This is a genomic window from Acidimicrobiia bacterium (genome assembly GCA_040289475.1).
Lineage (GTDB): Bacteria > Actinomycetota > Acidimicrobiia > ATN3 > PSLF01 > PSLF01.
Window position 1 is genome coordinate 28,276 of record PSLF01000005.1, and the last position, 15,230, is coordinate 43,505.

Sequence of the window (15,230 nt, forward strand, 5' to 3'; positions counted from 1 at the left end):
GCCACGATGTTAGGCGCACTATCGGTAGGAAATACTGCCCTTCTAGACAATATTAGGGCGTCTTGAAGCCGGGTCCATTTGGTGCTGGAGGGTTATTGTGGTTTCATCTGCAATACCGCAGCCCCTCTCACTCGGTCTGTTGAAAGATCTACTAATGCACGGGGTGCGTCCTCAAATGGGTATGGGGTTGTGACGATTCCCAGTTTGGACCGGGATACCACCCGCATAAACTCATCACCGTCACGCCGCGTGTTGGCAGTCACCGTCGTCAGGTTTCGCTCGTAGAAGAGGTGCCTCTCATACGCTAGTGGGGGAATGTCGGAGAGGTAGATTCCAGCTACCGCGAGCGTTCCTCCTCGACGAAGTGCCGCTAGAGCCCGAGGGACCAGCTCCCCAGCCGGTGCGAAGATGATTGCAGAGTCGAGTAGATCGGGGGGCTCTTCTTCGGGCCCTACCGCCGAGCGGCATCCCAACTCCAGGGCTAGTTTTCTAGCATCCTCCGATCGAGTCACAGCATGGACGGTGGCTCCTCTTGCAATGGCAAGCTGCGCGGTAATGTGGGCCGACGCCCCAAAGCCATAAATCCCCAATGTCCCACCCTCGGGAACCGAAGCACGCTTTAGTGCGCGGAAACCGATAATCCCAGCGCACAGGAGAGGGGCGAGTCGTGTTGCAGGGCGGTCCTCGGGCAACAGATATGCGAAGTCTTCCGGAACCACGGCCTTTTCTGCGTATCCGCCATCGGCGTTCCATCCAGTAAAGCAGGGATCTTCACAGAGGTTTTCCATGCCGTACCGGCAATATGTGCACTTGCCGCACACGGATCTTAGCCATGCAATTCCTACGCGATCCCCAACCTTGAACCTGTGCGCGTTTGCCCCGCACTCGATCACTCGACCGACTACTTCATGTCCTGGAATGACAGCCTGTTTTTTCAGTGGAAGGTCACCCTCGGCGATATGGAGGTCTGTGCGACACACACCACATGCCTCGACTTCTACTAAGACCTCGTCGGGTGCGGGGCTCGGATCAGAGATCTCGACCAGCTCGAGGGGACCTTGGTCGGCTGGTCGCTGATGCCTGACTGTCCATGCCTTCACGTGTAGCTCCTCTGTAGCTCCTGTAGTGGCAAGTACCGCTTGTGCCGTCATATATCTCCGGTCGTATATGTGTTTGGCGAACCAATATTCGGCCCTCAGCTAGATCCTCAATCTTTTTCTGACAAGAAGCGATGTGCTGCGACAGCTATCACTTCTGCTGCCGCAACCATCGAGTCGAGTTCGACATATTCATCCACACAGTGAGCGAGGCCCATAATTCCGGGTCCGAAGAGGATCGTGGGAATCCTCGCCTCGTTCCTCAAAAACCTCGCATCCGAGGACCCTGGGCTTACGTAATACTCGGGCGGTCCGCCGATGCAGTCTGTGATGCATTCGGCCACTACTTTTACAATCCTGCTATCCTTCGACTCCACCGACGGTTCGGCAAAGTTCATGACCTCTATCTCGTATCGAGCATCGGGATCCTCTGCCGTCAGTGCATTGAGTATTTGGCGAATCTCCTCGAGAGCTGACTGCCAGTTCTCGCCTGGGACGAGTCTTCGGTCGATTTGAGCCTCTGCATAGTCGGCAACCATGTTGACTTTTTCCCCGCCTGCAATGACGCCGACGTTTAGAGTAGGAGAGCCGAAAAGAGGATCGTTTTTCTTGAAGTCTCTGTTGTGAAGCGCTAGAACAGCTCGGGAAAGCTTCTCTATGGCGCTCACTCCAGCGTTTGGCACTGACCCGTGGGCTGCTCGGCCGAAGGCCTTTATTTTGGCCCAAAGCGCGCCCCTCTCCCCGATACCTACCATGAGAGAGGTCGGTTCTCCCACTATGGCCGCATCTGCCCGAATATATCCTTCTCTAACTAGGTACTGGGTTCCGTGAGTGCCAGCGCTTTCTTCGTCTGCTACTAACTGGAAACAAATGGTTCCCTCCAAGGCGAGCTGTGCTCTTTCAATAGCAGCCACTGCCTCGATCATTGACGCGATCCCCGACTTCATATCGGAAGTCCCGCGTCCGTAGATTCGCCCCCTCTCGATGTCGCCCCCGAAGGGTGGGTGCGTCCAGGCGCTAGGATCACCTGCAGGCACTACGTCGAGGTGACCATTGAGCGCCAGAATCCGGTCTTTTTCTGAAACATCACTGTGTCTTCGAGGCCACCAGGCGATCACACTGGGACGGCCAGGAATCTCGGCGTGAAACTCGATAGGCGAGCAGCCGATTCTTTCTAACCAGCCTGCGGCCACTTCTGCTGCTCGCTGCTCGTTACCGGGTGGGTTCTCGCTGTCAGCGCGCACGAGATCGACGAGGATCTGGGAAAGCTCCGGCGGGTCAACAGCGCTCCTGACTTTTTGGACATCGTCTTTAAGACTCACGGCATTGGTCTCCTCTTCTCAAGGAACGTGCCTCTGCCCCGCTACAGTACTATTGCTTGACGAGAGTTCTATCGGATATGACAGGCGTTGGTCGCGTGCCGGACACAGGGCTTGTCCGACCGAGGAGTGCGCACTGCGGGGTGCGATGTATCGAAGGAGAATATTGGTCGCAGATGACCAGCCGACGTTGAGGCGACTTGTGTGCAAGCACCTTTCAGGCCAAGGTTTTGAGGTCGTTGAGGCTGGCGACGGCGAGGAGGTACTTCGAAAGGTAGCAGAGTTCAAGCCCGATCTACTCGTTCTCGATGTCATGATGCCGGTAATGGATGGTTTCGAGGTACTTGAGCGGCTTCAGGCGGTTCCGGGAACGATGAACATCCCGGTGGTGTTCCTGACTGCTAAGTCGGCGGAGAGCGATAGAATCCAGGGACTGTCTCTCGGCGCGCATGACTATGTCTCCAAACCCTTCAGCCTAAAGGAGCTCAGCCTGCGCATCGACAGGCTGCTAGAGACAAAAGAGCGCATTGACAGACTGGTTGATTACGGCCAGCGAGACGAAGTGACTGGACTGCCAAGGCGCTCCTATTTCGAGCTCAGCCTCCGGGAAATGGCCTTGCGGCATGGCTCTAGGTTAGGAATGGTTTTCATTGTTTTCGAGGGATTGGGAGATGTCACGTCGGAGGCTGGCCTGGCTGGTGTTGACAGGGCAATGACGAGAGCGGCGGAGGTGCTGCAGAAGCACTGTGGTGGGGGGGATAGCGAGGCGTTTTGGGTGGGGCCGGCTCACGCCGCCGTCCTCCAGGGGAACGCCACACCTGATCGCCTAGCGGTATTGGCTGAGGTGCTGCAAAAGGAACTTGTCTCAGCCCTGTGTGCCGGGCAAGAACGCCCGACGATAAGCGTCACTACAGCTACCGGCCTCTACGATTCGGATGAGACTATCGACCAGTTTGTGGAGAGGGTAACGGGCATGTCCTCGTTCGATGCTGCCAGGATAGCTAAGTGGGCGGGTGCTTCGGGATCCAACTCCGATCCGACGGAGTCCGAAGCGTCGCAAGGGCGCGCCGAGGTTATTCGGTTTCCTACCGAACGACGCCGACTAAGCGAAGACTAGGAGGGCGTTCGTGACCGCTGACCAGAGGGTCTTGCTTGTTCGGGAGTCACCTCCACTACAAGGCCGTGTTCGCATTTCGGGTGCCAAGAACTCGGCTCTCAAACTGTTGGCAGCCTCGGTCCTCGTGGAAGGCCGAACAGTTTTGCGAAGAGTCCCGGATATCTCGGACATCGCTACGATGATCGAGTTGTTGGAGAACATGGGAGCGTCGGTGTCACGGATAGCAGACTCCGTTGTCATCGACTGTCCTGCTTTGATCGAACCCTCGGCACCTTACGAGCTTGTCTCGAAGATGAGGGCTTCCATTGCCGTTTTGGGGCCTCTAATAGGGCGGTTCGGTCACGCAAGGGTAGCAATGCCCGGTGGATGCAATCTTGGCTCCCGCCCCATTGATCTACATCTAAAGGGTCTAGAGCAGTTGGGAGTGAGATTCGCTTTCAAGCACGGATACCTAGAAGCACGCGCCTCATCGCTAAGAGGCGATCGAGTAGTCCTGGAGTTCCCCAGCGTCGGGGCGACGGAGAATCTGTTGATGGCTGCTGTGTGTGCCGAGGGTACAACAGTGATTGAAAACGCCGCGAGGGAACCGGAGATCACGGATCTGTGCGCGATGCTCAACCGCATGGGTGCCCATATTACAGGGGTGGGCGGTGCTACGTTGGTTATCGAGGGATCATCGAAGCTGCACCCCGTTGAGCACGAGGTAGTTGCCGATCGAATCGAGGCGGGAACGTTCATTGCCGCCGCAGGGATCACTGGCGGCGAGATCGTACTCGAGGGCGCTCGCTACGATCACTTGAACACTCCTATCTCGAAGCTGTGCGAGATGGGGATGTTGATCTCTACGTGTCCTGAGGGGATTTGGGCAAAAGGACCGGACAGGCCGGTGGCAACCGACATTGCCACCCTTCCTTATCCAGGCTTTCCCACCGATCTTCAGCCGGTCGCGGTTGCGATGCTAACGGTGGCCGAGGGGATGGCGGTAGTGACCGAAAACGTCTTCGACTCCCGGTTCTTGTACATATCCGAGCTAAACCGGATGGGAGCTGACATCAGGACGGACGGCAGACATGCCGTAATACGAGGCGTAAAGAAACTGTCGGGTGCTCCGGTTTCTGCCCCGGATCTCCGGGCCGGAGCGGCTTTAGTGTTGGCCGGGTTGGTGGCCGAAGGCCAGACCGCTGTCAGCAATTACCACCATATCGAACGGGGTTACGAGGCTTTCGAAGAGAAGCTTAGGTCTTTGGGTGCCCTCGTGGAGATAGCCTGAGGCGTTTTTCGGCTGCTAGGGTAGCGGCGTTTCGAACGATGGCCGACGGGTCGGTGATCGCAGCTGCCAAGACGGACTCGATTTTTTCCATAGAGGACTCTAGAGATCCGAGTGCAAGCACTGCTTCTCTTCGCACCTTAGCGTCGGGATCATTGGCGTAGCGGAGGAGCGGAATCAGTGCTTCCTCGGAACCTATCGCTCCGAGGGCCCATACTATAGCGGCCCTGACCCGAGAATCTTTTTCCCCTAGCGCCGATAAAAGTGGCGCGATCGCTTTTTTATCTTTGAGTTCACCGAGGGCCCAAGCCGCAGCCCGTCTAACCCACCACTCGTCGTCGTCGAGCGCGTCGAGTAAGGAAGAGAGAGATGCTTTCCCGAGCTTGCCGAGGGCCCAAGCTGCAGCTGCTCTCACGCTTGGATCTTCATCCCTTAGCGAATTAATCAATGGGCTTACGCTCTTAGGCGAGCCAATTCTCCCCAGCGACCACGCTGCTGTTCGACGGACACCTTTGTCTTCGTCGACAAGAACTCTCGTGAGAGGCGCAACGGCGCGCTCGCCGTGAGTTGCGAGTGTCCATGCCGCAGCCTTTCTCACCCACCAACGGCGGTCACACAGGGCCTCTAGAAGAGTTCCCTCGTCGACAGCGGCAAGCTGCTCCAGAACGGTTGCAGCTTCTCTTCGCACCATACCCTCTTCGTCGCCCAATGCTTCAAGTAGCGGAGGGATCACTGACTCGGATGGAATTTGCCCTAGGGCAATGACGGCTTCGAGCCGCGCGGCAGGGTTGTCGGTACAGGCCAGGGTGTCTACGAGGATTGGGATGGCCCGTTCTCCTGCTGCAGCAAGGGCGCTGCTGGCTTCCCGCCTTACGCGCCAGTCAGGGTGTTGTAGGTATCGGGCGAGACTTTCAAGCCTGCCAGTTTTGGCAAGTCTGGATGTCCGCCACCGTGCTAACATTTTCGGCAGGAGCGCTTCATTCGGGGAGCCCGGCAGAACCGGGCTGAGAGGCTGGCTGTGCCCAACCAAGCAAAAGCTCCATTCGGTCGGGCACCAGGGCCGGCGACCCGCTGAACCTGATCCGGGTAATTCCGGCGTAGGGAGGATCTTTGCACGACTCGCATGCGGCTGGCTTTTCCTTCGCAATACTTCGATTAAACAACTTATTAGAAAACGCTTATCGCTGGCCGCGGTGGTTTAGGTATTCACCCGTGAGATTTGGTCGGATCCGTGTACTCGCGACTGCCTCGCCGAAGGACGGTAGAAATAGGAAAGGAGCGCGCAATGGCAGCCAGTAGTTGGCACGTTACGCAGATGGCAAGGGCCAGAGAAGGTGAGATCACCCCAGAGATGAAAAAGGTCGCCAAAAAAGAAACGATTGACCCAGAGCTTGTGCGGCGAGCAGTGGCAGAGGGACGGATGATCATTCCTGCTAATGTCGTGCATCTTGAAGCTGGCCTCGATGCAATAGGCATAGGCCCCGAGGCCTCCGTGAAGATCAACGCAAACATAGGCAATTCGTCACTCGACTCCAGCCCTGACAAAGAACTCGAGAAGCTCGCAATAGCGACCAAGTACGGTGCCGACACCGTAATGGACCTCTCAACCGGGGCGGCGATCGACGAGATCAGGCAGGCGATCATAGAGGCCGCTACCGTGCCCGTCGGTACCGTCCCGATCTATCAGGCTGTCAAGGAAGTTCGCAGCGTTGAGGAGCTTTCCGCCGACGACATTCTGGACATGGTGGAGCACCAAGCCAGACAAGGTGTCGACTACATGACAGTTCACTGCGGGATTCTGCGAGAGCACCTTCCACTAACGATGCATCGTGTGACAGGAATAGTGAGTCGAGGTGGCTCACTCATGGCCCAATGGATGGTTCACCATGGTAAGGAAAATCCTCTGTACGAGCATTTCGATCGGCTTTGTGAGATTGCCGCACGTTATGACGTGACGCTATCTCTGGGTGATTCCTTGAGGCCCGGCTCACTGGCTGACGCTTGCGATCAGGCTCAGTATGCCGAGCTTCAGGTACTCGGGGAGTTGACGCTCAGGGCTTGGAAGCACGGAGTTCAAGTCATGATAGAGGGACCCGGTCATGTTCCGATGCACTTGATCGAAGAGAACGTGCGCAAGCAGCAGCAGTGGTGCCACGGAGCGCCGTTTTACGTTCTAGGGCCTTTGGTTACAGACATCGCCCCGGGCTACGACCATATCTCGTCCGCCATCGGTGCGGCGTTGATGGGCTGGTACGGAGCGAGCCTCTTGTGTTATGTCACGCCCAAAGAGCACTTGGGTCTACCTGACGTCGAGGACGTTCGCGAGGGGGTGATCGCTTACAAGATCGCCGCCCATGCGGCGGACGTCGCAAGGGGTAGACCCGGTGCTAGAGATCGAGACGACGAACTATCTCGAGCCCGCTATGCCTTTGACTGGAACAAACAATTCGAGCTCAGCCTCGATCCCGAGCGGGCACGAGAGTTTCACGACGCGACCCTCTCACACGACTACTACAAGTCAGCGGAGTTTTGCTCGATGTGTGGCCCCAAGTTTTGTTCTATGCGTATCACTCACAAGATCGAAGAAGGCATCAGGGCTATGGATACTCCTTCCTAACCAGGCTCATCCTCTTCCAAGTTCAGCTCGGGTGGGGGATGGGCGCGGATCGGGTGGGGGCTACCCATGCGCTCTTCGGGACTCATGACTCGGTGCTGTAAAGCTCTTGTGTAGGGAACGAGCAGCGTTATTATTCCCACAATGATCGCAAGACTCCCCGCTCTTACCGGTGGCGTCGGCGACAGGGAATAGCCGATTGCTTCTCGAGGAATTGTCGCCAACTCCAGCGATGACACAAACGCGCCGCACAGTGCTGCTATTGCCCCTGCGCTTCTCCACCCAGGATTGGCGGGGTGTTTCAAGAGCGAGATGCATGCGCCTGCAGCTACCACGAGAAATATTGCCTCTATTATCCCGGGAGCGAACTCTATAGATCGTTTCGAGTAGATGGGGTTTCCCCCGAGCGGGCCTACCAACCTCCATCTGGGCCACATAAGCGAGAACCCCGCAGTTGCTGTACCTGTTAGCGCAAGGAGAGTGGTCCACCTCGGCACGGGACTAAGAAGCTGTAATTTCTCGAGGCGGGAGCAATCTCCGCTGGCCTGCGTCATACGTACACGAACCGCTCGGTTCCTGAAGGGTCCCGGCGGGCAATGACGATCTTCGATTCTTGCGAGTCGATCGCTAGATGGAGAGCTCGGGAAACCCGCTCTATTAGGCTCTCGGGAGTGTCTCCCTCCACGAATCCTGCTGCCCCAAAAAACACCTCGATCTCGGGGCGGTCGCCCGGTTCCCGAAGGTCCTTTCCAGCACCGAGTATGGTCTCTTTGTTCGATTCGTACAGGCGCTCCAAGTTCTGAGCTACTCGGGCTGCACCAAATGGGCCTGTCTCGGGAAGAGCGAACAAAAGTGTGTCATGGTCATAGCGGCAGATCACATCGGAAAGACGGGTGTGGCGGCGGCTTATCCTGCTGATCTCGCGAACTTCGGGTTCGAGCGGATTCCCCGTTATCCTCGCTAGCAACAGTGCCAGGGATCTGCCGTACCGGATCGATCTTGAAATCTCTTCCTTGAGTCTCTGCTCTCCCGCTACCCGATTCAGAAGCGAAGTTGCCGGATCGACGAGAGTCGCTTCCTGGAGTTGGTCTTGGAAGCGTTTGGTGCGTATTGCAGCTGTTAGTCTTGCTGAGATCTCCGCAGGGGAGAATGGCTGGGGCACAATGTCGAAAACTTTGAAGTACTCTGGGAGATCTTTGATTGTAACGGTGTCGAGCGTGAGGGCTATCACAGGCACCTGCCACGCTGGCAGAGCTAGAGTCACAGTGGCCACTGCCTCTCGCATTGCTAGCTTTTCGGAAGTAGCGTCGTACACGATTACCTGGGGCTCTTCGGCTCGGATCAGCATCGCCGCGTCGGCCGGAGAACGAGCAATTAGTGTGTCAAACCCAGAAGCCTCCACGACCGAGGAGACCTTCTCCACCACTTCGGGCGAATCGCTAACTATGAGGACCTCGTCACTCATTCGCTAATAACTCCTTTGGATAATTCGAAGTCTACTATTGCACCAACCATAGGAAGATCCGCGAACTCGCTGCGTTATTCTTCCTAGAGGTGAGGAGGATTGCCAGCTATGGCAGGAGATACAGACGTACCGAACGCGGGGCCCAAGATTCCCGTTTCGTTGTCTTTGACGCCAAAGCGTCACGGGGTCTATGAAAAAGGTAGCGATTTTACGAAAACGGAAAGCAGCTCAAGTGGCACAGACCTGGAGAAGGACGCTGAGATCGAGCGAAAGCTGTTGGAGGTGCTCGAGTCGGTAAGAGCCGCAATCCAGGCGGATGGAGGAGACATTGTCTACAAAGGGATTCGAAACGGCGTTGTTAGGCTGCAACTTGTCAACTGCCAAACCTGTCTCATCCCTGATATGTCGATTAAAGAGGGTCTGGAGCGGGTGATAAAGAGCAGAGTCGACGGAGTACGAGGGGTCGAGACCATTTGAGCTCGACCGCAGAGATCGAGAGGTCTCTTATCGAGCGGATTCTCGAGGGAGATCGCCTCGCTATTGCAAAAGCTATCACACTCATCGAAAACGGATCGGCCGAGAGCGCCGGATTGTCGGCAGACGTTTTTCGATATACGGGCAACGCATATTCGATCGGGATCACCGGCGCGCCTGGTGCAGGCAAATCGACGCTCACAGATAGGCTCATAGAGCTGATTCGAAAACGCGGCGGGACCGTGGGGGTTATTGCCGTAGATCCTTCTAGTCCTTTCACGGGTGGGGCCATTCTGGGTGACAGGGTCAGGATGCAGAAGCACGCGACCGACCCAGAAGTGTTCATCAGATCTATGGCGACGAGGGGACACCTGGGTGGCTTGGCTCTTGCAGCACCACAGGCTATGCGAGTGCTGGATGCTTCAGGCAAGGACTACGTTATCGTCGAGACGGTAGGTGTCGGCCAAGTCGAGGTGGAGGTGGTAGAGGCTGTCGACACTACCGTGGTGGTCCTAACACCCGGGTGGGGAGACTCTGTCCAGGCATCCAAGGCGGGACTGCTCGAGATCGCAGATATATTCGTGGTGAACAAGGCAGACCGTCCTGGTGCCGACAGAACGGTGCGAGAGCTTAAGCAAATGTTGGAGCTAGCACCGCCGTCCGAGTGGAAGCGTCCGGTGATTCAAACTGTCGCCAGCGAAGGGAAGGGGATTCAAGCGCTTTTCGACGCCGTCTTGGAGCACAAGAAATTCCAGGACTCTAGAGGATTGTTGGATGCTCGCCGCCGTGAGCGCCTTCAGGCCGAACTGAAGAGAACAGTTCGAGAGGTATTGGGAAAGCGTGCCGAGGAAATTTGTAGTGGAAAAGACTTCGACGCGGCTCTTGAGGCGGTGCTCAACCGCAAAAAGGATCCCCAGACTGCCGCATTACAGCTCGCACACGACCGACTCAACACGGAGACGCGAAATAACTGACAGCGCGAGACTTAGCTAGTTCGATAGGTCTCAGCAAGAGTGTGTTGCTCAATACAACTAGAGATCGCTTGAGCGAAGCCGGGAGCAAACCTCGAGGGGATCCACCGTTTGGATGAACACTCCCGTCCCGAGCTCCACACTAGCCAGTTTCGCTATTCTCGGGTAAAGGTGGGCGTGCCAGTGAAACTGGGCGCCCAGTTCCCTCGCCAGCCCGGTATGGAAAATAGCGTTAAATGAGCGAGTTTTTGTCTCGGCACCGATAGCCCAGGTTAGCGTGGTCAGCGATTCGAGGACCCACTCTAGGGCGTCTCCAGAACTAGACATAGAGCGGAGGTGATCTCGAGGGAAGGCGAGTATCTCGTATGGAAACTCTGCCCACGGAGGGCAAACTGCAACGCACTCGTCTCCTGCTTTCACCGAAAACTGTCCTAGTGTCAAACTATCTTTGACTAACTCGCACAGCGGGCACAGAGCGGAGCTCTGCAAAGACTCTTTTTCGACCTTCCAAATTGGTGGCTCGAAGTTGACGGCCAGCAGTTGAGAGTGGGAATGATCGCGGGAGGCCCCAGCATCCCCTCCCTGGTTGAGTCCTGCCTGGAAATAGACAACAGACGGATCTTGAGAAATGGCTTCTAGCCGAGCGCTCCATGCTTTGGCCACTGCCGACAGCTCTTCTGCACGGAGTTCTTCGAAGAGAGTTATGTGCCTCGGGGAGTGGACTACGACCTCGTGGTATCGCCCAGGGCCTTCCACAGCGGGGTAAAGATTGGGCACAACTCGCGTTATCCACCCGGGCTCATCAGGACCTCCTTTTGCCCGAACAGCGAAAATTTCAGGAGGCGTAAGAGACTCGTTGCCTTGGCAGAAGACACAGGGCTTCTCTTCGCTAGCCCCAGTGCTCGGATAGGAGTGCCCAGTTAGACTAGTAGAGGTGGTTCTTTTTTCTAGGGTGGATTCGCCAGCTCCGAGGGCTTCTCTCGAAGCGGAAGAAAGTGTCGGTGGCGAGTTGGTATCGTGCGGTCTGGACGCACGTCCTGGAGCGAAAAGTACATGTCGCCCCGCTAGTGGATTCCATCTAACCTCGCGCATATCGTTCTCTGATCTCGACGGGTTTGGCCGCCTGTGAACCGCCTCGCTATCCTATTGCATTCGAATGAGGGGCTGTTCACTCGAGGCTGTAGGGAGGATTCTGTTGAACATTGTCGTCTGTGTAAAGCAAGTGCCAGACACCGCGGCCGAGAAAAAACTTGAGGAAGACGGAACTTTAGATAGGTCCGTCGACGCCGACCAGATTCTCAATCCTCTGGATGAGTATGGCACAGAGGAGGCGCTCCGGTTGAGGGAAGCACACGGGGGCGAGGTGACCCTCTTGTGCATGGGACCACCATCTGCTAGGGATACCTTGCTCAAAAAGGGCCTTCCTATGGGGGCCGATCGGGCCATTCTCGTCAGCGACGATGCACTTGCCGGGTCTGATGCGATTGCCACTGCGTACGTACTCTCTAAGGCTTTGGAGACTATTGAGTTTGATCTAGTGATCTTGGGGTCGGAGTCGACAGATGCCAGAGGAAGCCTGGTTCCATCTGCTCTGGTCGAGTTCGCAGGGCTTCCGGGACTTACTTACGCCAAAAAGGTTGAGGTCGACGGTGGAAAGGTCCGAATTCATCGGGAAGGCGATCGTGGCTTTACGGTAGTAGAGGCAGCGATGCCCGCTATTGTCTCGGTAGTGAAAGGGATTAACGAGCCTCGATATCCATCGTTCAAAGGAATCATGGAGGCCAAAAAAAAGCCTCTCGAGGTAAAAAGCGCTGCCGACATCGGAGTCGATACCTCTCTGGTGGGTCTGGCTAACGCCAAATCGAAGGTTGGCTCTTGGATTCCCAGACCTCCCAAACAGCAAGGTACCATCATCGAGGACGATGGCCAGGCCTACCTCAAGCTAGCTGACTGGCTGGAAGAGAACAAGCTCCTCTAGATACGGCTCCACTGGTCGGCAAGTGTGGACTGAGAAATCGGTGTATTAGAAATGAGTGTTGGTCAAGAGGAAGCGAGAATTCAGACAAAGACTGAGGTGAGACAGTGAAAATCTGGGTATTGGCAGAAAAAGATGATAGTGGCTTAAAAAAAGTCACGCTTGAGATGCTATCGAAGGCGAGGGAGCTTGCCGGCGGCGACGAGGTTGCCCTTGTCTGGATTGGTAAAGGTTTCGAGGGCTCAAAAGAGAAAATTGCTTCGGTGGGACCCTCAAAGGTATTCGTCGCAGATGGCAACGAATTGGAGCAGTTTCTTATAGAACCCCAGGTGGATATCGTTTGCTCTTTGGCCTCCCAAGAGGGGCCCGACGTGTTGTTCGTGGCGTCTTCTTCCAATGGTAAGGACATCGGTGCGAGAGTGGCGGCACGAATGCGCTCCGGAATCACGAACGACATTACGGCTATCCGTCTCGAGGACTCCCGCCTCGTAGCCACGTATCCGGCTTTTGGGGGCAACCTCTTGGTCGACTGCTGGAGCGAGGGAAAGCCTGCTGTTTACGTCGTCAAGCCCAACGCTTTCGGGGTGGAAAACACAGGGGGTTCTCCGGAAGTCGTGTCCGTAGACATGTCGTCAGTTCAAGATGGCTCCAAGAAGGCTGTAGTAACCGAGTACATAGAGTCAGAGAAGGCGGATCGTCCGGCGGTTGACGAGGCAGAGATTATTGTCTCCGGCGGAAGAGGTCTAGGCGGCCCCGAGAATTTTGCACTGATCGAGGCTTTGGCGGATGTTCTCGGAGCGGCCGTCGGAGCGAGCAGGGCGGCTGTGGATGCCGGGTGGTATCCCCACCAGCATCAGGTTGGCCAGACCGGAAAGACAGTCAGCCCTAACCTCTACATCGCCTGCGGAATATCGGGTGCAATCCAACACCGGGCAGGGATGCAGACGTCGAAGCACATAGTGGCAATCAATAAGGATCCAGAGGCACCCATCTTCCAGATTGCCGATTTCGGGATCGTCGGAGATCTTTTCAAGGTAGTACCGGCCCTTACCGAAGAGCTAAAAAAGCGCAAGGGTGTCGCGTAGGATCACAGCACAGATCTGCGCTCGTCAATAACTGGAGCCTACTGCATCGAAAAAGTACCGAGGTGCTCTCTTTAGAGGGTCCCTGTCGGGCAAGTGAGAGGTGTCGTTTACGGTGACCACCAAGGGCGGTTTGGGACGTAGGTATATAGATGTCACCGAGGCGTTCTCGGGCGAGACCAATACGAGCCACGGAGATTCGATAGCAATTGCCAGGGCAGCATTGATGATGCCGCCGTGAGTAAATGCTACAACTCTCTGTTTGGGGTACAGTTCCACTAGCTCCTCCATTACTAAAGTTACCCGCTCGCGTACCGAGTCGTCGCCCTCGGAGCCGGGAAACTCCGACCACCGCCTCGTCTCTAAAAATCGCATGTAGACCTCGTCTCGCTCTTGCAGCAGGCGAGAAAAACTACGGCCTTCGTACTCGCCTAAATACACCTCGTTGAGACTAGGGTGGACCATGATTGGTAGCCCTAATGCGTCGGCCAGGGGCTGGGCGGTTTGTTGCGTTCGCATCAGTTCGCTGGCGTAGATAGCTGCTATCTCTTGCCCCTCGAACCTCGGTACGAGGCACCGACTTTGTTGCGCACCTAGCTCCCCAAGAGGTTGATCGAAGCGGCCCGACGCGTTGAAGCGTTTTTCGCCTCCATCGACCCGCCCGTGTCTCACCAAGATCAGCTCCATGTCGAAGTCGAAGCTCCATCCTTTCTTGCCACCGCACATATGTTGTAAGCCCAAGACGGGACCAACCGCCCAGCTTCCATTGCGAGCTTCAAAAGAATTCTCTTTCCTCGGAATGTGGGCCTGACTCGAAGCAGGTCGATCCACCGCTGTCCGGGAAGACGCACTGCGCACAAGGCCAAGTACAATCCTTCGACCTTTACGACCGAGAACCCGGCCGACCTCAGCTCTTCTGTGAGTTCGTCGACGGTGTATTCCCTAAGATGCTCGAGGTTTTCAGGTGTCTCGATCCCAGTCAATCTGGCCATTCGGTGCTTCCGGTTTGGCGTGGTTACGATTAGGTGACCCCCTGGCTTTACTACTCGTCTCCATTCTCGAAGTGCTGCTTGCACATCGATCACGTGCTCTATCACTTCCCCAACGTGGACAACGTCGAAGCTGTCGTTTTTGAACGGAAGATGTTCCACCCCTGATACAAACCACTCTATGGTGGGATACTCTTTCGCTACTCGAGTTATGGCATCCAAGTCCCAGTCACAGGCGACGAGCCGTCCCGGGAATCCCCCAACCGAATCAAAGGCCATTCGTAGTAGCGAGAAACCGCTTCCAGCTTCTAGAACCCGGGTGCTGTGGCCTAGCAAAGGCCCCACAACCCTCCTCGCCTGGCGGAGTCTGGCTTGATGAAACGCTTCGCCGAAGTGGTCTGGCTCCGGAGTGTAGCTTGTGGCGTGGTGGAGCCGGGAGTAGTGCTTGGAGAGTATGTCGGGATGCGCTATTACTAAGTCAAAGCGGTGAATACCAAAAGCTTGGCCCTGCGATCCGACGAGTGACACCCCCATGGATTGTCTGGGCCAGATCCGGTAGTCGGATCGAACAGAACACTCTACCGACGACCATAGCTCGCCGGCCACTAGTAATTTACAGCTTGTGGATCCTAAGTTTTTCAGGTCTAAGCGGATGGTAAGCGGCTGGTCGGTGGGCACCGATAGAAATCTCCATATCGCCATGGGCGGCCCCATCCACCCTTGAGCTCTGGGATTGGGTATCCAGACATATACGTCGAAAGGCCCCACATCATCGTCATCGATTGGATCGAACACGAGCGTGTGATACGGCTCGCTTATGTGGTATTCAGGCTTGGGATTCGGTGCAAGTTTTGCCAATG

General features: G+C 56.1%; 14 protein-coding genes, 1 pseudogene and 1 riboswitch. Of the genes and pseudogenes, 7 read left to right on the plus strand and 8 right to left on the minus strand.

Features of this window, described 5'->3' with window-relative positions:
• Positions 1–92: 92 nt before the first annotated feature.
• Both C4318_03905 and C4318_03910 read right to left on the minus strand, forming a co-directional pair.
• Positions 93–1,151, minus strand: a complete 1,059-nt coding sequence (locus C4318_03905) for a hypothetical protein (GenBank protein MER3454286.1) — start codon at positions 1,149–1,151, stop codon at positions 93–95.
• A 56-nt stretch (positions 1,152–1,207) separates the two neighbouring features.
• The gene (locus C4318_03910; GenBank protein ID MER3454287.1) at positions 1,208–2,419 is read right to left on the minus strand and encodes an acetylornithine deacetylase; all 1,212 of its coding nucleotides are present in this window, start codon (positions 2,417–2,419) and stop codon (positions 1,208–1,210) included.
• Positions 2,420–2,564: 145 nt separating this feature from the next.
• On the opposite strand from C4318_03910, the gene C4318_03915 reads away from it, so the two are divergent.
• Complete coding sequence (locus C4318_03915) at positions 2,565–3,533, plus strand: hypothetical protein (GenBank protein ID MER3454288.1); 969 nt, start codon at positions 2,565–2,567, stop codon at positions 3,531–3,533.
• Positions 3,534–3,564: 31 nt separating this feature from the next.
• Complete coding sequence (gene murA / locus C4318_03920) at positions 3,565–4,803, plus strand: UDP-N-acetylglucosamine 1-carboxyvinyltransferase (GenBank protein MER3454289.1); 1,239 nt, start codon at positions 3,565–3,567, stop codon at positions 4,801–4,803.
• Here the strand turns inward: murA and C4318_03925 are convergent.
• Positions 4,769–5,761, minus strand: a complete 993-nt coding sequence (locus C4318_03925; GenBank protein ID MER3454290.1) for a hypothetical protein — start codon at positions 5,759–5,761, stop codon at positions 4,769–4,771. The two genes, murA and C4318_03925, sit on opposite strands and share 35 nt — an antisense overlap.
• A gap of 11 nt (positions 5,762–5,772) precedes the next feature.
• Positions 5,773–5,922, plus strand: a riboswitch (TPP riboswitch).
• Positions 5,923–6,085: 163 nt separating this feature from the next.
• Here C4318_03925 and C4318_03930 point away from each other — a divergent pair.
• Positions 6,086–7,417, plus strand: coding sequence for a thiamine biosynthesis protein ThiC (locus C4318_03930; protein MER3454291.1), 1,332 nt, complete (start codon positions 6,086–6,088; stop codon positions 7,415–7,417).
• Here the strand turns inward: C4318_03930 and C4318_03935 are convergent.
• Both C4318_03935 and C4318_03940 read right to left on the minus strand, forming a co-directional pair.
• The gene (locus tag C4318_03935; GenBank protein MER3454292.1) at positions 7,414–7,968 is read right to left on the minus strand and encodes a hypothetical protein; all 555 of its coding nucleotides are present in this window, start codon (positions 7,966–7,968) and stop codon (positions 7,414–7,416) included. The genes C4318_03930 and C4318_03935 overlap by 4 nt on opposite strands.
• Entirely contained in the window at positions 7,965–8,879 is a 915-nt protein-coding gene (locus C4318_03940) for a hypothetical protein (protein MER3454293.1), read from the minus strand. The genes C4318_03935 and C4318_03940 overlap by 4 nt, the downstream gene beginning before the upstream one ends.
• A gap of 108 nt (positions 8,880–8,987) precedes the next feature.
• On the opposite strand from C4318_03940, the gene C4318_03945 reads away from it, so the two are divergent.
• A complete protein-coding gene (locus C4318_03945) occupies positions 8,988–9,356 on the plus strand; it encodes a hypothetical protein (GenBank protein MER3454294.1) in 369 nt (122 codons plus the stop codon).
• Between the two features lie 14 nt (positions 9,357–9,370).
• Positions 9,371–10,327, plus strand: coding sequence for a methylmalonyl Co-A mutase-associated GTPase MeaB (locus tag C4318_03950; GenBank protein ID MER3454295.1), 957 nt, complete (start codon positions 9,371–9,373; stop codon positions 10,325–10,327).
• A 57-nt stretch (positions 10,328–10,384) separates the two neighbouring features.
• Here C4318_03950 and C4318_03955 read toward each other — a convergent pair whose 3' ends face one another.
• Complete coding sequence (locus C4318_03955; GenBank protein MER3454296.1) at positions 10,385–11,416, minus strand: hypothetical protein; 1,032 nt, start codon at positions 11,414–11,416, stop codon at positions 10,385–10,387.
• Between the two features lie 64 nt (positions 11,417–11,480).
• Between C4318_03955 and C4318_03960 the strand changes: the two genes are divergently transcribed.
• Together C4318_03960 and C4318_03965 are read left to right on the plus strand one after the other, a co-directional pair.
• Positions 11,481–12,302: an electron transfer flavoprotein subunit beta gene (locus tag C4318_03960; protein ID MER3454297.1), complete on the plus strand. Its 822-nt coding sequence runs from the start codon at positions 11,481–11,483 to the stop codon at positions 12,300–12,302.
• 146 nt (positions 12,303–12,448) lie between these two features.
• Positions 12,449–13,384 (plus strand): annotated as a pseudogene (locus tag C4318_03965) (electron transfer flavoprotein subunit alpha).
• Between the two features lie 24 nt (positions 13,385–13,408).
• On the opposite strand, the gene C4318_03970 reads toward C4318_03965, so the two are convergent.
• Both C4318_03970 and C4318_03975 read right to left on the minus strand, forming a co-directional pair.
• Complete coding sequence (locus C4318_03970) at positions 13,409–14,107, minus strand: hypothetical protein (GenBank protein MER3454298.1); 699 nt, start codon at positions 14,105–14,107, stop codon at positions 13,409–13,411.
• Positions 14,059–15,228 carry a hypothetical protein gene (locus tag C4318_03975; protein MER3454299.1) on the minus strand — a complete coding sequence of 390 codons (1,170 nt, stop codon included), beginning with the start codon at positions 15,226–15,228 and terminating at the stop codon, positions 14,059–14,061. Before C4318_03975 ends, C4318_03970 begins: the two co-directional genes overlap by 49 nt.
• Positions 15,229–15,230: the final 2 nt, after the last annotated feature.